The sequence below is a fragment of the Nocardiopsis sp. iso_237 genome, assembly GCF_056173345.1.
On record NZ_CM149669.1, the window covers coordinates 1,958,902 to 1,978,109 of the forward strand.

The window sequence follows — 19,208 nt, forward strand, 5'->3', positions numbered from 1 at the left end:
GGCGGGCTCCCAAGGGAACCCGCCTCCGCCCGAGCCCGCACCGACGGGCGTCGTCACAGACCACGCCGACGGTCCGACCGCCCCCTGAGCCTCCACGCCGCGTTCAGCGCCGGGCCGAACCCGTCCACGGTGTCGGGGACGGCGGGACCCAGCGGTCCGCCCGCCTGGTCCGGGAGGCGACACCGTACTCGTCCCTCAGCTGCTCGGGGATGGCGTACTGCATGACCCGGCCACGGGTGAGGGAGCTCAGTTCGAACCGGGTGGTGAGGTGGCCGAGCCGGTCCAGGGCCCACTCGCCCAGCGGAGAGCGGTCCTCGATGCGCTCGAGGACGCCGAGCAGCGCGGGAGAGAGCCTGACGGCGGTGTCCCAACCGGTGCGCGGAACCTGGAGCCAGTCGGCGCAGGTGTCACCGATGAGGTAGCGGATGAGGGCGGCGACCACCGGGTCGAGGAGGGTCCCCGGGACGACCTCCTCATAGAGGTCGATGAGTTGGCGGGTCAGCCGTGCCCCCTCCTCGGAGGGGCCCATGTACCTGGCCATGTACAGGTCGGAGAACCTCCGGGCCTCCTCCAGGTCCGCCGGGGCGTGGTCGGGACTGATGCCGAGCATCTCACCGACGACGCGCCAGACGTAGAAGTAGGACTCCGCACCGTCGACCGACATGTGGATGCCGAGGCGGTGTAGCGCGTCCAGCACCTGGAGGGAGAACATCATCTGGCCGCCGATCATGTCCTCCTGACAGATCGGGGTGCCGAGCGCGGCCACGTCCCAACGGCCCTCACGGCTCATGTGGTAGCGGATGGAGGCGTGCAGCAGCCGCACCTTCTGGACCGCGGGGACGAATCGGCTCCCCGCCTCGAAGGCGTCGGGCCGCATCAGGTAGACGGCGAACTGTCCGGTCTCGGCCATGCGCCGCGAGGGGTACTCCAGGGCGTGGGTGGCACTGAGCAGCCTGGCCACGTGTGGGATGACGTAGCAGGCGGGCATCGCGGAGAAGGCCAGTGCGGTGGAGATGTGCACGTTGTTGTCCAGGAAGAACGACCGTGCCTTCTCCATCTCACCCCAGTCGACCCAGGTCGGCGGCGCGGAGGTGGCGCGCAGGTACTCACGGGCGACGTCCGGGAGTCCGTCGGGCAGGTCCTGCCCGACGGTGGAGAAGTGGCGCATCAGGGTGTTGAACTTTCCGACCTCCCCGCGTTCGAACAGTTCCCTCACCGTCGCGTCCGCGAGTTCGTCCCCCAGGAGCCGTAGCGCGTCCGTGTTCCGTGGTGTGTGGGTCATGGCATTCCTTCGGGTCAGAAACGGCGGGACGCGACCGAGGCCACCATGTGGGACAGGGCTGCGGCGGCCTCGTCCGGCAGGTCCGCTCGGGTGAGCACGGCGGTCGCGGTCCGGACGCGCTGGACGATCATCTCCTCGACGCGGTCGAGGGCCCCGGTACGTCGCGTGATCGCCCGCACCCTCGACAGGCCCTCGCCGTCCAGGCCCCGTCGGCCGAGCAGGCCGCGCAGCTCCCGGCGTTCGGCCCCGGTGGCCGCCGACCAGGTCTCGGCGAGCAGGACGGTCGGCCGGTTGCCACGGACGTCGTCCAGGTTCGACTTGCCCGTGATCTCCGGGTCTCCGAAGAGTCCCAGCAGGTCGTCGCGCAGCTGGAACGCCTCACCCAGGGGGAGCCCGTAGGAGGTGAAGGCCTCCATCAGGGTGCCCGGTGCTCCTGCCAGCGCGCCGCCGATGCGCAGGGGGTGCTCGACCGTGTACTTGGCGGTCTTGTAACGGATCACCTGGAGCGATCTGCCGGTGTCGGGCGGGGAGCCGGTGCGGAGGACCTCCAGGCACTCCCCGGCGATCAGCTCCCTGGCCATGACCGCCCACAGGACGCGTGCGCGGGACAGATAGGCCGCGGGCAGGCCGCAGTCGAGGAACAGTTGGGCGGCCCACGACATGAGCAGGTCCCCGGTCAGCAGGGCCAGGGCGCGTCCCCCGGCATGGGGCCGCGCCCGACCGGCGAACGCGGCGCGCAGCGCCACATGGGCGCTCGGCACGCCGTGCCGCATCCGGCTCTCGTCGATGAGGTCGTCGTGGACGACGGCCGCGGCGTGCACCAGCTCCATCGCCGTGGCGGCCCTGACCAGGGCATCGCTGTCCGGCTGCCCGGCCGCGCGCCAACCCCAGTAACAGAACGCGGCGCGCAGACGCTTGCCGCCGCCGACCGCCACGGCCAACTGCTCGGCCACCGGCGACAGGTCGGCGTCGATGGCGAGGAGCCGTTCCGTCTCCTGCCGGGTGAACTCCCGCAACGCGGCGTCCACCCGGTCGCGGAGCAGGGACTGCTCCTCGGCCTCAGACATCGCCCTGCCCGGGCCGGGACGCGGCCCGCCGGGCAAGCAGCTCCAGGTGGGACTCGGACGCGGGGGCGTACCGTCGCAACGCCAGCCGGCCCCGCTCCCTCAGTTCCTCCCGGCCGTCCTGTGCCAGCTCCAGCAGGTCCGACCGGCCCAGAAACGCCCTCGCTCTCCCCAGAGCCGCGCCGACACCGGTGAACGCCAGGTCGGCCACCGCGGCCGCGATCAGCACCGGTTCGCCCACATGGTCGGACCTCGCACCGTCACCGGTGTCTGCCACGGCATTCCTGCTTTCGGTTGACTGGGAAGGACCGCGGAGGAATCGGACGAGGGTGCCCGGCGCCGTCCGGCCGGGCGTTGGTATATCCGTTCAGAGTCCTTTCTTGTCAAGCATCATGAGTCATTGCCTCCTTTGTCAATGCGATACGGCGATCTGGTCGGGTTTGGTGCTTTCGGTAGAAGTGCGGAATATGCAGGAAGTGGACAATCCGAATAAAGTCCGGCGTCCGACCGTGTGCCTCGGAGGTCGACGTGTGCGGACCGAAACAGCGGGTCGGGGCACGGGAGTCCGGGACCGGGCTGTGCAGGGCGGACTCCACGTCCCCGGATTCGGGTTCTCTCGACACGGGGACAGAAGAGGTGGTTCTCGAATAAACGGCGGGTTGTGTGGGCGGGGCTGGCAATGGGGAGCAGCCAGGCGGAGAACCCCGCCGACCGTCACGCCGGTCGTGCGCGAAAGAAGGAGCGCCCTGGTCGAACAATCCGACGCGGAAAACGGCCGCCGCGGGACCGGGACTCGCGCGGGTAGGGTCCGGCCCCGAGCGGGTCCTCCGCGCACCGTCTAGTGATCCGCTGGGCCTGTCGAAGCTGCCGAGGCCCCGCGACGGGCGCTGACGATACCCACGGTGGACGCGATCACTGCGAGCACCCAGAGGACGGGGCCAACCAGGCCGGGCCACGGCGGGGTGTGACCGGGTACGACGACGAAGGCGATGTAGGCGACATCGAGCAGGGACACCAGAACGAGGTTGATCCAGTAACCGGTCCAGGAGTTGCGCCAGTTCATGGGCCCCGACGGCGACGGAGGCGAGAGCGCCCATCAGGATGTTCCAGGAGTCCTGGTAGACGCGCGCCTGCACCATGCCCGGGTCCAGGGACTGGCCGAGCCGGAGTATCTCGTAGGCCGCGGCGATGTGCACGACCCCCCAGATCACATAGAGGACCGCTCCGATTCGGGCGGCGGTGTGGTTCATGTCGATCCCTCCTTCGTGGGGACGGTTCACAACGGATGGAGGACACGCGGTGCCCACCTCGACGCGGTGCCCCGCCATGCGTAGGACGCACCGAACGCGGTGGGACTAGGCCGTACCGGTCCGTGCGTGCCGCTGGTAGGTGGGCCCGTCGGACCCGCCCGCCGACTCGACGGCCGCCACCTGGGCCGCGATGTTCTCGTCGATGGCCCGCGCGTTGGCCTCGGCGCTGAAGGTCTGCCAGCGCCGTGCGTTCTCGTTGGCCAGCACGGTCAACGAGAGGAACGGGGACGCCGCCGACTCGGGGATGCCGAGCTGTTCGGCGAGTTCGTCGCCGAAGGTGCGCCGGAGGATCCCGTGGACGAGGTCGGTCAGCTCGGCGCGCGACATGAGGGGCCTGGGTGCGGCGGCCAGGGCTCCTACCTGGGCCTCGATCATGGCGGCGGTCAGGGCACGCGAGTTCTCGTCCGGCGCGCCGATGGTCAGGTCGAGAAGGTGCGCCAGTTCCCGGGCGCTGTCGTGGTCGGTGACGTCCAGGTAGAAGCTCTCGTCATCGAGTCCCAACAGGTACCCGATGTAGTGCCAGTACTGGTAGAGGGTGTTCTGCTCGGTCACGGTCAGCTCGATGCCGAGCGCGGCCATGGCGCCGAAGCTCGACAGGGTGAAGTCCAGCCACGTGCGGGCGACGTCCACCTGGTTGATCGGAAGGGCCCACTCGGCCGTGTCCCACCCGCGCTTGAGGGCGCCGGACCGCATCCGCGCGTGCAGCAGCCGGACCTGCGCGGTGGCCTGGTATCCGGGCGCGCCGCGCAGGAGCCCGCCGGGCATGGTGGCCTGTCCCGCCCACATGCTGGTCTCGACCAGCCGCCGGGGAGCCATCGAAGTCAGTCTCCCGGTCTGGGTCAGCAGCTTGGCGATCGCGGGGGAGGAGTAGGTGTGCACCAGAGCGGAGGTGATCGCCGACAGTTTGAACCACAGCCCCGGGATCGACAGCGCGGAGACGTCGCCGCGCGGGAGTATGTCGGGGTCCAACCAGGCAGGCAGGGTTTCCAGTTGCCGCAGCAGCGCGGTGATGGCGGGCGGGCACTCGGTCAGGCTCGCCAGACCGTCGGCGAGACCGGCGTTGAGCGTCTCGCGCCCCTCTTTGCCGAGCGCGTCGAGTTCGAGGATGACGGCGTCCGCCAGCGGGTCGCCCATCGCGAGGAGCCGCAGCATGTGGTCGGCCCGGTCGCCGTGCCTCTCACGTGCCTGGTCCAGGTTGACCACGCGGCCGGGGATGGCGGAGTCCTGAGGGGGGTGCGTCATGAGTCCACTCCATAGTCAGTCGTCGTCGGCTCTGAGGCGCCGCGCTTCGGAACCCTCCAGACCACCAGCGGTCGCCATGGTCCTGCGGGGGTGGGTCGTCGCGGGCCGCACCTTGGAGTTGTCGCGGAACGAATCCGACTCGGGGGATGCCGCGCGGCGTCGGTGCGGCGAGGTCGGTGGTGGGGGGAGAGAAGGGGGCGCTCTCGGGGACGAGTGGTGGTGCCACCCCCATACTGAGCTTGACTTGAATTCAAGTCAATATCGGCGCCGGGAGGATCCTGTGCGCTGGATCACGTCCCGACGCCTGTCTCTCGCGCCTCGTCGCGCGAACGGCACGTTCTCAGGCGGTGACGCTGAGTTCCTCGACGATGGGAGCGATGCCCGGGGAGACCGTCTGCACGGACCTCAGTACGGCCACCGTGGCGGTGTAGACGAGCTGTTCGAGTTCCGCGACCTCGAGGTCGCAGCCATGGGTGAGCCAGTTGAGCGTCGCCTCGTCCAGCAGCCCGGCCAGTCCCTGAACCGCGACGCGCAGCAGGGGCGGCGGTTCGCCTTCCAGGCTCAGGACGTCACGGGTGAAATCGGACGCGGCACGGCGGCCGCGCTCGTACAACGCTTCTACCTCAGGATCATTGGCGCCCGCCCGCATCATGGCGAGCACGGTGTGGAAGTGGTCGCGCCGGTACTCGATCTGCCGCCGGTACAGTCCTCGAACGCGCTGTTCCCGTGTCTTCTCGTCAGCGCGTGGTTGGTGCAGTTCCACGATGTCGTCCAGCACCGTCTCCAGCACCGCGAGATACAGGCCGCGTTTTCCCTTGAAGTGGTACGAGAGGAGTCCGTGCGCGACGCCCGCCTCCTTGGCGATGTCGCTGATGTAGACGTCGTTGTAGGGCTTGCGGGCGAAGAGCTCAGACGCGCTGGCGACCAGCGCCTCCCGGCTGTGTCCTCGGGGTGGTGGGGTCCGTCCTCTGGAACTCATGGAAAATCCGCCTCTTCTCACGCCGGTACCTCATCGCCCGCCACGTACCGTGCGGGCGGCCGATGCCCTTGATGGCCGCCCTGGTCGTGCCTCTCGGCCCGAGGAAGCCCTCAACGGCGAATCCGGCTCCGGTTGGCGGTCCCGCGAGGATCGCGTCGCCACCCGCCAACGGTACAGCGGTCACGCGGCCGCGGTCATGCCTCGGAACCGGACGTCGCGGGCGGTCACGCCCTCGGCCGCTCTTGGTGAGCGCTTCCCGGAGTGGGAGGCGCGCACCGAACCCCTCCAGCCGACGGGGGGCGCTTCGGTCGCCTCCGAACACGTCCGGGACCTCCGCCCGTGTGGCGCGCGAGTGACGGTCGGACACAGCGAAGGACATGCGCCGGATCTCTCCGGTACATGCCCTGAACTGGTCCGACAACCTGGTGGTCTGGGGTGCCCCCAGAAAGCAGTGCGGCCCGCACGGAGGTTGCGAAGCAACCGACCATGCGGGCCGACTCGTGGGCGATACAGGACTCGAACCTGTGACCCCTACCGTGTCGAGGTAGTGCTCTAGCCAACTGAGCTAATCGCCCTTATGGAAATGTGGTGCGCGTGGAGCCGGAGACGGGAATCGAACCCGTGTGCAGGGATTTGCAGTCCCTTGCCTCAACCACTCGGCCACTCCGGCATGCAAGCACGGGGGAGCCGCGTGGCACCCATGCGTGCCTTACTCCGAGCGGACGACGGGATTCGAACCCGCGACCCTCACCTTGGCAAGGTGATGCTCTACCAGCTGAGCCACGTCCGCGTGTGCCCGGGGTGTTGCCCCGAACCCGATCCGATTGTGCCACCTGGGGAGGCGCAAGGCGAATCGTCTCGAGCGGACGACGGGATTCGAACCCGCGACCCTCACCTTGGCAAGGTGATGCTCTACCAGCTGAGCCACGTCCGCGCGGCGAGTGTGTCGGCGGGCCTCCGGGGCTTCCCGGTGCCGCGTCCCTCGCTGCGTTAAGAACTCTAGCGGAAGATTCGGGGAAGTGCGAAATCGGTTCCCCCAGGGGCTTCCGCGCCCTGCCGTGGCAGGCCGGACCGGCCCGCCTCGGCGGCAGGAGCTACTTCTCCACGTGTGCGGGGGAGGACGGCATGTCGGGTCGCGGAGGGGCGGACAGGTACTGGCCGACCCGCTCGATCACCTTGTTCATCTCGTAGGCGATGAGGCCCACGTCGCTGTCGGCGTCCGACATCAGGGCCATGCAGGCGCCCTCGCCCGCGGCGGCCACGAAGAGGAAGGCCCGGTCCATCTCGATGATGCTCTGACGGATGTTCCCGGCGGAGAACTGCTTGCTGGCTCCCCCCGCGAGGCTGTGCAGCCCGGACGCGATCGCCGAGAGGTGCTCGGCGGCGGGCCGGTCGAGCCCGCTGGAGGTGGCCATGAGGAGCCCGTCCGTGGACAGGACGATGGCGTGTTGGGTGCCCGAGGCGCGGGTGAGGAGGTCGTCCAGCAGCCAGCTGAGTTCGCCGCGGGCGGTGCTCGGTGGGGTCATGTCTCTCTTCGCTGTGTCTGGTGCGGTCGTGGGCGAGGGGCACGCGTGTACCGGCAGGGGAGGACGCTGCCACTGGTCCCGCATAAGCGTTGCCCAGATGATAGTCATTCGTAACTTATCTGTCCGGCACAAGCCATCGTTTCCGGGTGGTCCACCGCCCACGATCGGAGGCTCTGACCTGCGTGGACACCGTGTGAAAACCCGTTGAACCACCGGACCGGCGGCCGGTGCCGGACAGAGGCCTTGCCAGGCCTCCCCCTGGCGGGTAGGGCGTCACCCCGGCGGGACGGGGCCCGGAAGTGGCAGGATTCGGGGTGTCACCGGCCCGACCAGGGGCCCAGAGAACGTGGGGGTTGGTATGAGGGTGTGGATCGCGGGCGCCGGTCACGGTCGTGGCGCCGTGCTGGAGGAGAAGGACGCGCGGATCCCCGTGGCCGACCACGGGATCACCGTCGGGGACGGCGTCTTCGAGACGGTGCGCGCGCAGAACGGAAGGCCGTTCGCGCTCACCCGCCACCTGAAGCGGCTCGCCCGCTCCGCTCAGGGGCTGGGCATGGACGAGCCGGACCTGGAGCTGATCGCCGACGGCGTCGCCCAGGCGGTGGCCGCCAACCCCGAGATGACCGACGCACGGGTGCGCATCACCGTCACGGACGGGGCCGGGCCGCTGGGGTCGGACCGGGGCGAGGGCGAACAGACCGCCATCGTGGCGCTGGGTCCCTTCCCCGGGATCTCCCCCTCGACGAAGGTGGCCCTGGCCCCCTGGCCGCGCAACGAGTTCGGTGCTCTCGCCGGGCTGAAGACCACGTCCTACGCGGACAACGTGCGCGCGCTCGCGTACGCGCGGGAACGGGGTGCGAGCGAGGCGGTCTTCCGCAACATCGCGGGCAACCTCTGCGAGGGCACCGGCAGCAACGTCTTCGTGGTGCTCGACGACAGGCTGGTCACCCCGCCGCTGTCGGCCGGTCCGCTGGCGGGCATCACCCGCGAACTGGTCCTGGAGTGGTTCGGCGGTGACGAGGAGGACGTCCCCATGGAGCGGCTCCCCGAGATCACCGAGGCCTTCCTGACCTCCACCGGACGTGACGTCCAGGCGATCCTCGACATCGACGGGCGGCGGGTGTCGGCGGAGCCGGGCCCGGTCACCAGGAAGGCGATGGCCGTGTTCGCGGAGCGCTCCGCGGCCGACATCGACCCGTGACGGCATGAGAAGGAGGACGGCGCCCCGGCGCCGTCCTCCCTTCGTTCCGAATCCTCCCGGGCGTGCCCTAGGAGTGGAGGTGCTGCTGGATCTCCTCGTCGAGGTCCACGAACTGGCCCTCCTGGCCCGCCGGGACGATCTCGTAGGTGCGGTGGAGGAACTCCGCCAGCGGTGAGACCTGGGTGTCGAACTCGGCCTGGCCGAAGGGCGAGGACAGCGCGATGCTGACCGAGCGGTCGCCGCTCTCGTCCTTGGAGGGCCACACGCGGACGTCGCCCTCACCCACGGGGCGGACGATGCCCACGGTGAGGAGCTCGCGCGCGAAGATCCACTCGACGGGGTTGTCCTCGCCGGTGTGGAACGCGACGCGGATCGCGTACGGGTCGTCAGCGCTGTAGTCGAGTCGCGCGACCAGGGGAACCGCGGTGCGCTCCGGGACCACGAGTCGCAGGCCCAGCTCGGCGGTGGCAGTGGTGTCGCTACTGTTCATGTTCGCCAAACCTTTTCTCGTCCGGCCCAGAGTCCTGGGGCGCGGGCCGGTTGCCGCCTCACTCGCTCCTACGCGGCTGTCCGCGGACTATGACGTGAGTACGGAAACTTTCTTGGTCGGTGGGACCGGAGATCTCGCTGCCCGCCCAGCGGGGCCAGCGCGCCGCCTGGCGGCACCACGATCCTTCGTCACTGTAATGACCAGGGGAAACCAAAGATTTCCCCATGATGAGTGGCCCGTGTCACGCGGAGGTCGATCCGCGGTCGTGACGGGAGGGGCCACGGGGGCGGGAACTCCTACTCGTTGCGGGGATCATGGCTGATGGGGGAGCCTCGTGGGAACCCGTTGACCAGCATATGTGACCTCGATCACGCGACTTTGTGCCCGCTGGGCGGGTTTGCGTGCGTCGAACACTCCCGGAGATGCGCTAGAGTTTTTCTTGTCAGGCCGACGAGGCCCGACAGGGCAGCACACAGGGGCGATTAGCTCAGTTGGCTAGAGCGCATCGTTCACACCGATGAGGTCACTGGTTCGAGTCCAGTATCGCCCACAGTGCAGAGGGGCCCGGTTCGTATCGCACGAACCGGGCCCCTCTTTTTTTGTTTTGGTCGGGTCAAGCTCGGGCAACGTGCGCGTATGCGTCCCCGTGCGGGTTTCGGAGGTGGTGCGGTCCCGGAAAGGTCCGCACCCATTCGGGTCAGTCCGGGGGAGCGGCGCGCCCACGGCGCGCGGCCCTGGCCGCCCTGCGCTCGCGGTGGCGCTCGAGGAGCTGCTCCTTGGTCCTCAGCGCCCACTTCTCACCCCGGCGGGCCCACACGCGCGCGGGCCTCAGCAGCCGGTGCGCCCAGCGGAACTCGGTGCTGAGGATCAGGAGTCCGAGGAGGATCGAGGCGATCCCGGGCCCGGGGACGACCAGCATGGCGACCCCGGCCAGGATGACGACGGTGCCCACGGTCCCGACCAGGAGGCGCCACGGCAGGTGCAGGGCCGGGTGGGTGTGCATGCGTCTGCGGAACAGGCGGAGCCGTGCGCGCAGGCGCCTCCACCGTCGTACTCGGGCATGGCGAGTGGGGGATGTCTCCGGGGCCGGTGGCCCGCTCGGTGGGCTCGGTGACATGCGCTCACAGTATTCGGTCGATGCGACTGATGCTTTCGGGTCGGACTGGGTCGTCGTGATCGGATGTCTGCTGATTGTCACCGATCTCGCGGGTCGGATCAATGGTTCCTCCGACGCCTGTGGGGAAACCCCTGAAAACGTGATGATCCATGACAGAACCTTCCGATGTGCGTGGGTTCGTCCTCGTCAGAGCGCGGGTCGGCGGTCGTGTCACCTCTTCGCCCGCGACCGTTGGGGCGGCCGAATTCCACGACCGAATCGCGACTGTTCCGCCCTGTGGTGTTCGTTCCGGCGGCCCCGACGGATCGGCCCGGCCCGCCTGTGGACAACCAGAAGCACCCCCATCCCGGAGCCGATAGCATCGGGGGTGCGAAACACCTGGCCCCGTACCCACGCGGGCCGGTTCGCGTCCACGACATCGACGTAAATCCCTAGGAGTCACCGTGTCCGCCGCGTCTGAGCTGCACATCACCCTCGCCGGAACCCCGCGTGCGGTGGCGGCCACGACCACCGCGGGCCAGGCGCTGGAGGCGGACGGCAGGGCCGTGATCGCCGCCCTGGTCAACGGGGAGCCCCGCGACCTGGCCTGGGAGCTCTCCGACGGCGACGCCGTCGAGCCGATCGCCATCGACTCCGAGGAGGGGCGGGCGATCCTGCGCCACTCCACCGCGCACGTCCTCGCCCAGGCCGTCCAGGAGCTCTTCCCCGAGGCCAAGCTGGGCATCGGCCCGCCCGTCGAGAACGGCTTCTACTACGACTTCGACGTCGCCGAGCCCTTCACCCCCGCCGATCTCAAGAGCATCGAGAAGAAGATGCAGCAGATCATCAAGCAGGGGCAGCGCTTCGACCGCCGCGCCGTCTCCGACGACGACGCCCGCGCCGAGCTGGCCACCGAGCCCTACAAGCTGGAGCTGATCGGCCTCAAGGGCGGCGCCGCCGAGGCCGCCGAGGGCGCCTCCGCCGAGGTCGGCGCCGGTGAGCTCACCATCTACGACAACGTCCACCCGCGCACCGGCGAGCTGTGCTGGAAGGACCTGTGCCGCGGGCCGCACATCCCCACCACCAAGGTGATCCCGGCCTTCAAGCTCATGCGCACCGCCGCCGCCTACTGGCGCGGCAAGGAGACCAACCCGCAGCTCCAGCGCGTCTACGGCACCGCCTGGGAGACCAAGGACCGGCTCAAGGAGTACCTGGCCTTCCTGGAGGAGGCCGAGAAGCGCGACCACCGCAAGCTCGGCTCCGAGCTCGACCTCTTCTCCATCCCGGACGAGATCGGCTCCGGCCTGGCCGTCTTCCACCCCCGGGGCGGCATCATCCGCCGGGTGATGGAGGACTACTCCCGCAAGCGCCACGAGGAGAGCGGGTACGAGTTCGTCTACTCGCCGCACGCCACCAAGAGCGCCCTGTTCGAGAAGTCGGGGCACCTGGACTGGTACGCGGAGGGCATGTACCCCCCCATGCAGCTCGACGGCGGTCAGGACTACTACCTGAAGCCGATGAACTGCCCGATGCACAACCTGATCTTCGACGCGCGCGGGCGCTCCTACCGTGAGCTGCCGCTGCGCATGTTCGAGTTCGGCACCGTGTACCGGTACGAGAAGTCCGGCGTGGTGCACGGCCTGACCCGCGCCCGGGGCTTCACCCAGGACGACGCGCACATCTACTGCACCCGCGAGCAGATGGCCGACGAGCTCGACTCGCTGCTCACCTTCGTGCTGGAGCTCCTGCGCGACTACGGCCTGGAGGACTTCTACCTGGAGCTGTCCACCAAGGACCCGGAGAAGTACGTCGGTGACGACGCCAGCTGGGAGGAGGCCACCGACACCCTGCGCCAGGCCGCCGAGAAGCAGGGGCTCGAACTGGTCCTGGACCCGGGCGGCGCCGCCTTCTACGGCCCGAAGATCTCCGTGCAGGCCAGGGACGCCATCGGCCGCACCTGGCAGATGTCCACCATCCAGCTGGACTTCAACCTGCCCGAGCGCTTCGACCTGGAGTACACCGCCGCCGACGGCTCCCGTCAGCGCCCGGTGATGATCCACCGCGCCCTGTTCGGCTCCATCGAGCGGTTCTTCGCCGTCCTGCTGGAGCACTACGCCGGAGCGTTTCCGGCCTGGCTGGCCCCGGTGCAGGCGGTGGGCATCCCCATCGCGGACGAGCACGTCCCCTACCTCCAGGAGGTCGCCGCCAAGCTGCGCGCGGAGGGGATCCGGGTCGAGGTCGACGCCAGCGACGACCGGATGCAGAAGAAGATCCGCAACGCCCAGAAGCAGAAGGTCCCCTTCATGCTGCTGGCCGGTGACGAGGACATCAGCAAGGAAGCGGTCTCCTTCCGCTACCGCGACGGTTCCCAGAACAACGGTGTGCCCGTGGACGAGGCGGTGGCCGAGATCGTCGCCGCCGTCCGCGAGCGCCGCCCGTAGGGGCCGTTTCGCGGGGCGTGCGCGCCCCCGAGGACGAGAGGAGCGCCCGTCCCCCGTGTGGGGGCGGGCGCTCCGTCGTGGCGGGGCGGGACCGGTCAGCCGCGCTCACGCGGGCTCTTCGAGTCCTTCTGCTCGTCCTTGAAGAGGTCCTCACGGGAGATCTTCGCGGTGGCGTTGGGGTCCGGAGTGGCCTCCTCCTCGTCGTCACGGAACAGGTCCGCGCGCGAGATGCGGTGCGTGGCGTTGGGGTCGCTCATGGGGTACTGCTCCTTGTGCGTTGGGGTACGCCGGATTTTATCGGCCCCTTCCGACAGCGACGCACTCCCGGGACGGCGCACACGGTCACGGCGGTGACCGGCGGCGCCGATCAGGAACCGGCGGTGTCGTGTGCCCAGGCCCGGGCGGGGACTCCGCTGACCAGTTCGATCAGGTAGTCCGCCGCGGCGAGGGCGCGGTCGGGGTCCAGGCGCAGGGTCGCCCAGGTGAGGGCGTGGCCGCCGGTGAAGCGCACCGGGAAGGAGCGGGACCGGCAGTCCGAGAGCAGCCAGGAGACGGTGTCGTGGTCCAGGACCGCCTCCCTGAAGCGGTCGTCGGAGCCGACGGTGTGGAAGGCCTCCGCGAACGCCCGGCGGACCTCCTCCGGCCCGCCGCTGGCGTCGAGGGACACGGTGCGGGCCAGGTCGCGCCGCCGGATCTCCAGGTCCGCACCCGGGCCCGGGGTGTGCACGGCCACGACACGGTGGGTGCGCCGGGGGCTCCCCGCGCCTCGCCGCGTGTTCGGCTCGGCGTGGGTGAGCTCGAACATGGTGACCAGGTGGGTGCCGCGCCGTCCGGTGAGCACGTGCCGCACGCGCGGGTCGCGGCCGTGCAGGGCGGCCGGGAGGGTCGCCTCCTCCAGGGGACGCGGGTGGTGCTCGGTGTAGTGCCAGCCGTGCTCGCGGGCCCACCCCTGGAGCTCGGTGACCCGTTCCTTGCGAAAGTGCGCGGCCACCGTGATGGCCCCGGCCGACACCACGACGGCGACCAGGGCGATCAGGGACAGTGCGCCTTCCATCCGGTGTCTCCTCCGGTGGGGAAAAGATGAGGGGCCGGGGGACCCGTGGCGGGCCCGCCGTGGCGGGCCGGGTCTCCGCGAGCCCGAGGTTCAAGGGGCCCGCACCGGCCGTGTGGCTCCATTCTGTGCCGATGGAGGGCCCTTGTCACCCCTTGGGCCGGTACTCCCGTCTGCTCGGGTCCGCGCACGCTCCGTGACCATCGCTTCCCCGCCCTCCCGGCGCCGTCGACGGCGGGACCCCGGGGCCGGGGCGGTGAACTGTTCCCGAACGCGCGGAACCGCTGCCGGGGCGGGTGTCGGGGTGCGGCTCCGCAGGCCTCGAGGGTGCGACTCGACCTCGGACGGACCCGCGACCCCGCGCGGCGGCGCGGTCGGGGGCCTGTCCGGAACCGGCCAGCGGGCCCCCGGGACAACCGCGTTCGGGGGACGGCCCGCCGTGGAACTCACGTGCACCGTGAGTAGTCGACGGAGAACTCCGCGTCCGTCACGCTGTAGCAGACCCCGACCGGCGGAGCTCCGGCCACGTCCCTGACGTAACCGTGCCCGCGGACGACGAGGAGACCGGTGTCCGGGGCGTCCTCGAACGCCACGGAGAAGCGGACACCGGTGTCGTCGGCCCCCTCGGTGAAGAAGCGGCCGGGGGAGTACTCCCCGTCCTCGGTGAGGACGCTGAACTGCTCCTCGGAGAACCCGTACGCCTCCCCGCCCTCCGGGCCGACGACGAACGCGCCCTGGAAGACCAGGGTGCCGGACGGGGAACGCTCGGGAGGCGAGACCAGGACCGTGGTACCACCGTCGCCGGGAGCGCCCAGGGTGAACCCGGCCCGGTCGTCGTCCTCGCCCGAGGCTCCGCTCCGGGGCTCCACCGCGCTGCGGCTTCCGGCGTTGGTCGCCGCGTCGGTCGCCTCGGGAGGGGGCCAGCCACCGACCCCGGGCGTCGCGTCCCCGGCGCCGCCCGCCCCGGCCATCCCGATCCGGTCGGGCTGCGCTCCGCCGTGCCGCGCGCCCACGACCGCCCCCGCGGTGACGAGCGCGGCCACCGCCAGGACGGCCGCCCCCCGACGCAGGACTCGGCGGTGTCGCGGCGCCCCGGCGACCACGGGGCCGGGGGAGGACCACTCGTCGCGCATGATGCGGGTGGCCACGCCCCCGGCGTCCGGTACCCCGCGGCCGTCGCCCAGGACACCCAGGATCTCGTGCGGTGTCGGCCGGTACCCCGGCAGGGGGCTCACGGACGCGTGCACCAGCGGCAGCAGTTCCGGGGGCACGCCGTCCAGGTCGGCCTCACCGCGCATCACCCGCCGCACGACGGCCTCGGGGCTCCCGGGCCCGAAGGGGTTGCGTCCGGTGGCCGCGTAGGCGGTCAGCTGTCCCCAGGCGAACACGTCCGAGGCGGTCGTGGCGGGCGCGCCCCGGAGGCGTTCGGGGGCGATCCAGCCCGGGGTGCCCATCACGCCGGCGAACCCGGGGTGGGCGGTGCCGTCCAGGGTGCGGGCGATACCGAAGTCCAGGACCCTCGGACCGTCGGGGGAGAGGATGACGTTGCTCGGTTTGAGGTCGCGGTGGACGACCCCGGCGGCGTGGATGTCGGCCAGGGCGGAGGCCATCCCGGCGGCGAGCCCGGTCAGGGTGCCTCCGCGCAGGGGGCCGCGCCGCTCCACCTGCTCCCTGAGTGTGGGCCCGTCCACGTACGCGGTGGCCAGCCAGGGGACCTCGGCCCGTGGATCGGCGCCCGCGAAGGCGGGGACGAACGGGCTGCGGACCCGGCTCAGGGTGTCGACCTCCCTGGCGAACCGGGACCGGAACTCGGGTTCGTCCGCCAGTTCGGGGTGCACGGCCTTGACCGCGACGGGGGAGCCGAAGAGGGGACGTGCCAGGTAGACGGTGCCCATCCCCCCGGAGCCCAACCGTCCCACCAGGCGGTGCGGGCCCAGCCGCCCGGGGTCGTGGGCGCTCAGGGGCCGCACGGCCGCGTCCCCGGGCCTACCCATCCCGCTCCTCCCGCCCGGGAGCGCCGGTTCGCCCGGGACCGTCGGTCGGGGTCAGCTGGGGCGGCCCGGAGGACAGGGAGCCGACGGAGGGAGGGGGTGGCACGGTGTCGAAACCTCGGGGGTAGGGGGTCCGATGGCGGGCCCCATTCTCCCAGTGACGGGGTGGTCACACACGAAGGGGCTCCAGCACGGTTGACGCGCCGGAACCCCGAAAGGTTCGGCCCCGGGACACGGGAACACGGCCCCGGGGACGCCGTTGTCCCCGGGGCCGCGGATCGGGGCGGCTACGCGGGCAGGCCGAGTTCGCGGGCGATGAGCATCTTCTGCACCTCGCTGGTGCCCTCACCGATCTCCAGGATCTTGGCGTCCCGGTAGAAACGGCCCACGGGGTAGTCGTTCATGAAGCCGTAGCCGCCGAAGACCTGCGTGGCGTCGCGGGCGTTGTCCATCGCCGCGTTCGAGGCGATCAGCTTCGCGATGGCCGCCTCCTTCTTGAAGGGCTCACCGGCGAGCATCCGTGAGGCCGCGTCGTAGTAGGCCAGGCGGGCGCCGTACGCGCGGGCCTCCATCTCCGCGATCTTGAACTGGATCGCCTGGTACCGGCCGATGCTGTTGCCGAAGGCCTGCCGCTGGTGGGCGTAGCGCACGCTCTCGTCCACACAGCCCTGCGCCAGGCCCACCGAGAGCGCCGCGATGGCGATACGGCCCTCGTCCAGGATGCGCAGGAACTGGGCGTAGCCCCGGCCGCGCTCACCGACCAGGTTGGCCTCGGGCACCCGGCAGTCCTCGAAGACCAGCTCGTTGGTGTCCGAGGCGTTCCAGCCGACCTTCGAGTACTTCTGGCCCACGGAGAAACCGGGGGTGCCGCTGGGCACGAGGATCGACGAGATCTCCGGCCGCCCGTCCTCGCGCCTGCCGGTCACGGCGGTCACCGTGACCAGGGCCGTGATGTCCGTACCCGAGTTGGTGATGAACGACTTGGTCCCGTTGATCACCCACTCGCCGTCCTCCAGACGGGCCGTGGTCCTGGTCGCCCCGGCGTCGGAGCCGCCGTCCGGTTCGGTCAGTCCGAAGGCGCCCAGGGCCTCGCCCGAGGTGAGCCTGGGCAGGTAGGTCTTCTTCTGCTCCTCGGTGCCGAAGCGGTGGATCGGCATCGCGCCCAGCGACACCCCCGCCTCCAGGGTGATGGCCACGGAGGAGTCCACCCGGGCCAGCTCCTCCAGAGCCAGGCACAGGGCGAAGTAGTCACCGCCCATGCCGCCGTGCTCCTCGGGGAACGGCAGCCCGAACAGGCCCATCTGGCCCATCTTGGCGACGATGTCGTACGGGAAGGCGCCCCGCTCGTAGAAGTCACCGATCACCGGTGCGACCTCGGTCTGGGCGAAGGTCTCCACGGCGGCCCGGAGGTCGGCGTGCTCGGTCGAGAGTTCGTGGCGGTTCATCGCTGCTCCTCGGGGGTGGTCGGAGCGTCGGCCGGGTCCTCGGCCGACGCGGAGAGGGGTTCGACGGTGACCAGGACGGCGTCCATGGGCACCGACACCCCGGGACGGACCGCCACGGAGGCGACGGTCCCGTCGACGGGTGAGGGCACGGAGTGCTCCATCTTCATCGCCTCGACCACGGCGAGGGTGGTCCCGGCGGTGACCTCCTGGCCCACCGCGACCGGGACGTCGAGCACCGTGCCCGGCATGGGGCTGCGCACCGTCCCGTCGGCGGCGGCGTCGTCCTCGCGCAGGGCGGCGGCCACGGGCTCCTCGTGCAGGCTCCACGCGGCGCCGCCGACCCCCAGCCAGCGGTGGTCGGTGCCCGGGTCGTCGGCGCGGGCGTAGGTGACGGTCCCGGTGGAGTCGGTGACGGTGAGCCGGGTCCCGTCTGCCGAGCGGTGGGCGCGCAGCGCGACGGGGGACCCGTCCCCGAGCTGGACCAGGTAGTGCCCGGCGGCGCCGTCGCGCCGGACCCGCACCACGGTGGCGTCGTGCCCGGGCGCGCGCAGACGCCACGGCGTCCAGGCCGGGCCGCCCATCCGCCAGCCGTCCGGCACGGCGAACCGGTCGGGGCCCGGCGGGCCCTCCAGGTCCAGCTGGTGGTCCAGGGCGGCCGCCGTGTACACGGCGGGGAGCCGGTCGGGGGCGCTCTCCGGGGGGTCGGTGGCGATGAGGTCGGTGCTCAGGTCACCGGCGGCGACGCGGGGGTGGCGCAACAGCCGCCGCAGGTAGGCGGTGTTGGTCACGCAACCGAGGAGCGTGTGGGCGGCCAGGGCCGCGTCCATCCGCCGCAGCGCCTCGCCCCGGTCCGCGCCCCAGGTGATGACCTTGGCCAGCATGGGGTCGAAGTCCGAGGTCACCGCCCCGCCCTGGGCGATCCCCGAGTCCACGCGCACGTGGGGGCCGGAGGGCTCCTCCAGGAGGAGGATCGGCCCGCCCGAGGGCAGGAAGCCCCGGTCCGCGTCCTCGGCGTAGACGCGGGACTCGACGGCGTGCCCGACCCAGGAGACGTCCTCCTGGGTGAAGGGCAGCGCCTCCCCGTAGGCCACGCGCATCTGGAGCTCCACCAGGTCGACGCCGCGTTCGCCGCGCACGGCCACGACCTCCTCGGTGACCGGGTGCTCCACCTGGAGGCGCGTGTTCATCTCCAGGAAGGAGTAGGACAGCTCCCCGTCGGGGCCGGTCTCCGCGATGAACTCCACCGTGCCCGCGCCCACGTACCCGCAGGATCGGGCGGCCGCCACGGCGGCCTCGCCCATGGCGGAGCGCTGCTCGTCGGTGAGCAGGGGGGAGGGGGCCTCCTCCACCACCTTCTGGTGGCGGCGCTGGAGGCTGCACTCGCGCTCACCCAGGTGCAGGACGTTGCCGTGGGCGTCGGCCAGGACCTGCACCTCGATGTGGCGCGGCCGCTGGACCAGCTTCTCCACGAGCAGGGTCGCGTCTCCGAAGGAGGCCGTTGCCTCACGGCGGGCGGCCGCGGCGTCCGCGACCAGGGTGTCGGCGGAGCGCACCTCCCGCATGCCCTTGCCGCCGCCCCCGGCGGAGGGCTTGATCAGCAGCGGGTAGCCGGTCTCCTCGGCGGCGCGCAGCAGGTCGCCGTCGTCCATGGGCTGGCCGGGCTTCTCGGTGAACCCGCCGAGTACCGGCACACCCGCGGCGGCCACGGTGTCCTTGGCGCGGATCTTGTCTCCCATGGCCTCGATCGCGGAGGCGGGCGGGCCCACGAAGACCAGCCCGGCGTCCACGCAGGCGCGGGCGAACCCGGCGTTCTCGGACAGGAACCCGTAGCCGGGGTGCACCCCGGTGGCCCCGCACTCCAGGGCCAGGGCGACGATCCCGTCGGCGTCGAGGTAGTGGTCCACCCGCAGCGCCACGTCGGCGGCGAGGGTGTGCGGCGCCCCGGTGTCGGCGTCGGTGTACACGGCGGCCGGGCTGACGCCCATGCGGCGCAGGGTGCGGATGACGCGCAGCGCGATCTCGCCCCGGTTGGCGACCAGGACGCGCGCGGCGCCCCCGCCCGGCGCGGTGGTGTGTGGTGTGGTGGTCAA

General features: G+C 71.0%; 15 protein-coding genes and 5 tRNA genes. 3 read left to right on the plus strand and 17 right to left on the minus strand.

All coding sequences use genetic code 11. The annotated features are described in order from the left end of the window. Positions 1-103: 103 nt before the first annotated feature. The 10 genes from AC0VYM_RS08850 to AC0VYM_RS08895 form a co-directional block, all read right to left on the minus strand. Positions 104-1,282: an oxygenase MpaB family protein gene (locus AC0VYM_RS08850; protein ID WP_475460903.1), complete on the minus strand. Its 1,179-nt coding sequence runs from the start codon at positions 1,280-1,282 to the stop codon at positions 104-106. A 14-nt stretch (positions 1,283-1,296) separates the two neighbouring features. After that, a complete protein-coding gene (locus AC0VYM_RS08855; protein ID WP_475460905.1) occupies positions 1,297-2,349 on the minus strand; it encodes a polyprenyl synthetase family protein in 1,053 nt (350 codons plus the stop codon). After that, positions 2,342-2,623: a hypothetical protein gene (locus AC0VYM_RS08860; RefSeq protein ID WP_475460907.1), complete on the minus strand. Its 282-nt coding sequence runs from the start codon at positions 2,621-2,623 to the stop codon at positions 2,342-2,344. The genes AC0VYM_RS08855 and AC0VYM_RS08860 overlap by 8 nt, the downstream gene beginning before the upstream one ends. A 1,078-nt stretch (positions 2,624-3,701) precedes the next feature. Further along, on the minus strand, positions 3,702-4,898 hold the full coding sequence (locus tag AC0VYM_RS08865) for an oxygenase MpaB family protein (protein ID WP_475460909.1): 1,197 nt from the start codon (positions 4,896-4,898) through the stop codon (positions 3,702-3,704). A gap of 340 nt (positions 4,899-5,238) precedes the next feature. After that, positions 5,239-5,877 (minus strand): TetR/AcrR family transcriptional regulator, encoded by a 639-nt coding sequence (locus AC0VYM_RS08870; protein WP_475460911.1) that lies wholly within the window; start codon positions 5,875-5,877, stop codon positions 5,239-5,241. Positions 5,878-6,378: 501 nt separating this feature from the next. Next, positions 6,379-6,452 (minus strand) — tRNA-Val (locus AC0VYM_RS08875). A 20-nt stretch (positions 6,453-6,472) separates the two neighbouring features. Then, positions 6,473-6,547: transfer RNA gene (locus AC0VYM_RS08880), tRNA-Cys, on the minus strand. A 47-nt stretch (positions 6,548-6,594) separates the two neighbouring features. Next, a tRNA-Gly gene (locus tag AC0VYM_RS08885) sits at positions 6,595-6,667 on the minus strand. A gap of 71 nt (positions 6,668-6,738) precedes the next feature. Further along, positions 6,739-6,811, minus strand: a tRNA-Gly gene (locus AC0VYM_RS08890). A gap of 160 nt (positions 6,812-6,971) precedes the next feature. Then, on the minus strand, positions 6,972-7,403 hold the full coding sequence (locus AC0VYM_RS08895; RefSeq protein WP_049567257.1) for a roadblock/LC7 domain-containing protein: 432 nt from the start codon (positions 7,401-7,403) through the stop codon (positions 6,972-6,974). 358 nt (positions 7,404-7,761) lie between these two features. On the opposite strand from AC0VYM_RS08895, the gene AC0VYM_RS08900 reads away from it, so the two are divergent. Beyond that, entirely contained in the window at positions 7,762-8,604 is an 843-nt protein-coding gene (locus AC0VYM_RS08900) for an aminotransferase class IV (protein ID WP_475460914.1), read from the plus strand. A 67-nt stretch (positions 8,605-8,671) separates the two neighbouring features. Here AC0VYM_RS08900 and AC0VYM_RS08905 read toward each other — a convergent pair whose 3' ends face one another. After that, positions 8,672-9,094 carry an SsgA family sporulation/cell division regulator gene (locus AC0VYM_RS08905; RefSeq protein WP_017546787.1) on the minus strand — a complete coding sequence of 141 codons (423 nt, stop codon included), beginning with the start codon at positions 9,092-9,094 and terminating at the stop codon, positions 8,672-8,674. 476 nt (positions 9,095-9,570) lie between these two features. On the opposite strand from AC0VYM_RS08905, the gene AC0VYM_RS08910 reads away from it, so the two are divergent. Then, positions 9,571-9,644 (plus strand) — tRNA-Val (locus tag AC0VYM_RS08910). A 147-nt stretch (positions 9,645-9,791) separates the two neighbouring features. Here the strand turns inward: AC0VYM_RS08910 and AC0VYM_RS08915 are convergent. Next, the gene (locus AC0VYM_RS08915) at positions 9,792-10,097 is read right to left on the minus strand and encodes a PGPGW domain-containing protein (protein ID WP_475460916.1); all 306 of its coding nucleotides are present in this window, start codon (positions 10,095-10,097) and stop codon (positions 9,792-9,794) included. Between the two features lie 557 nt (positions 10,098-10,654). Between AC0VYM_RS08915 and thrS the strand changes: the two genes are divergently transcribed. Further along, positions 10,655-12,631, plus strand: a complete 1,977-nt coding sequence (gene thrS / locus AC0VYM_RS08920) for a threonine--tRNA ligase (RefSeq protein ID WP_475460918.1) — start codon at positions 10,655-10,657, stop codon at positions 12,629-12,631. A 95-nt stretch (positions 12,632-12,726) separates the two neighbouring features. Here thrS and AC0VYM_RS08925 read toward each other — a convergent pair whose 3' ends face one another. The 5 genes from AC0VYM_RS08925 to AC0VYM_RS08945 all read right to left on the minus strand — a co-directional run bounded on the left by AC0VYM_RS08925 (position 12,727) and on the right by AC0VYM_RS08945 (position 19,208). Then, positions 12,727-12,888, minus strand: coding sequence for a hypothetical protein (locus tag AC0VYM_RS08925; RefSeq protein ID WP_475460920.1), 162 nt, complete (start codon positions 12,886-12,888; stop codon positions 12,727-12,729). A 110-nt stretch (positions 12,889-12,998) separates the two neighbouring features. After that, positions 12,999-13,685: a hypothetical protein gene (locus tag AC0VYM_RS08930; RefSeq protein ID WP_475460922.1), complete on the minus strand. Its 687-nt coding sequence runs from the start codon at positions 13,683-13,685 to the stop codon at positions 12,999-13,001. Positions 13,686-14,128: 443 nt separating this feature from the next. Further along, positions 14,129-15,676: a serine/threonine-protein kinase gene (locus AC0VYM_RS08935; protein WP_475460924.1), complete on the minus strand. Its 1,548-nt coding sequence runs from the start codon at positions 15,674-15,676 to the stop codon at positions 14,129-14,131. A 284-nt stretch (positions 15,677-15,960) separates the two neighbouring features. Then, on the minus strand, positions 15,961-17,118 hold the full coding sequence (locus AC0VYM_RS08940; protein ID WP_475460926.1) for an acyl-CoA dehydrogenase family protein: 1,158 nt from the start codon (positions 17,116-17,118) through the stop codon (positions 15,961-15,963). Beyond that, positions 17,115-19,208 carry an acetyl/propionyl/methylcrotonyl-CoA carboxylase subunit alpha gene (locus tag AC0VYM_RS08945; RefSeq protein WP_475460928.1) on the minus strand — a complete coding sequence of 698 codons (2,094 nt, stop codon included), beginning with the start codon at positions 19,206-19,208 and terminating at the stop codon, positions 17,115-17,117. The genes AC0VYM_RS08940 and AC0VYM_RS08945 overlap by 4 nt, the downstream gene beginning before the upstream one ends.

Excerpts from the sequence above, each read along its gene's own strand:
- AC0VYM_RS08850 (WP_475460903.1), bottom strand. The coding sequence starts at position 1,282 with ATGACCCACACACCACGGAACACGGACGCGCTACGGCTCCTGGGGGAC.
- AC0VYM_RS08855 (WP_475460905.1), bottom strand. The coding sequence starts at position 2,349 with ATGTCTGAGGCCGAGGAGCAGTCCCTGCTCCGCGACCGGGTGGACGCC.
- AC0VYM_RS08865 (WP_475460909.1), bottom strand. The coding sequence starts at position 4,898 with ATGACGCACCCCCCTCAGGACTCCGCCATCCCCGGCCGCGTGGTCAAC.
- AC0VYM_RS08870 (WP_475460911.1), bottom strand. The coding sequence starts at position 5,877 with ATGAGTTCCAGAGGACGGACCCCACCACCCCGAGGACACAGCCGGGAG.
- AC0VYM_RS08895 (WP_049567257.1), bottom strand. The coding sequence starts at position 7,403 with ATGACCCCACCGAGCACCGCCCGCGGCGAACTCAGCTGGCTGCTGGAC.
- AC0VYM_RS08900 (WP_475460914.1), top strand. The coding sequence starts at position 7,762 with ATGAGGGTGTGGATCGCGGGCGCCGGTCACGGTCGTGGCGCCGTGCTG.
- AC0VYM_RS08905 (WP_017546787.1), bottom strand. The coding sequence starts at position 9,094 with ATGAACAGTAGCGACACCACTGCCACCGCCGAGCTGGGCCTGCGACTC.
- AC0VYM_RS08915 (WP_475460916.1), bottom strand. The coding sequence starts at position 10,097 with ATGCACACCCACCCGGCCCTGCACCTGCCGTGGCGCCTCCTGGTCGGG.
- AC0VYM_RS08925 (WP_475460920.1), bottom strand. The coding sequence starts at position 12,888 with ATGAGCGACCCCAACGCCACGCACCGCATCTCGCGCGCGGACCTGTTC.
- AC0VYM_RS08930 (WP_475460922.1), bottom strand. The coding sequence starts at position 13,685 with ATGGAAGGCGCACTGTCCCTGATCGCCCTGGTCGCCGTCGTGGTGTCG.
- AC0VYM_RS08935 (WP_475460924.1), bottom strand. The coding sequence starts at position 15,676 with ATGGGTAGGCCCGGGGACGCGGCCGTGCGGCCCCTGAGCGCCCACGAC.
- AC0VYM_RS08940 (WP_475460926.1), bottom strand. The coding sequence starts at position 17,118 with ATGAACCGCCACGAACTCTCGACCGAGCACGCCGACCTCCGGGCCGCC.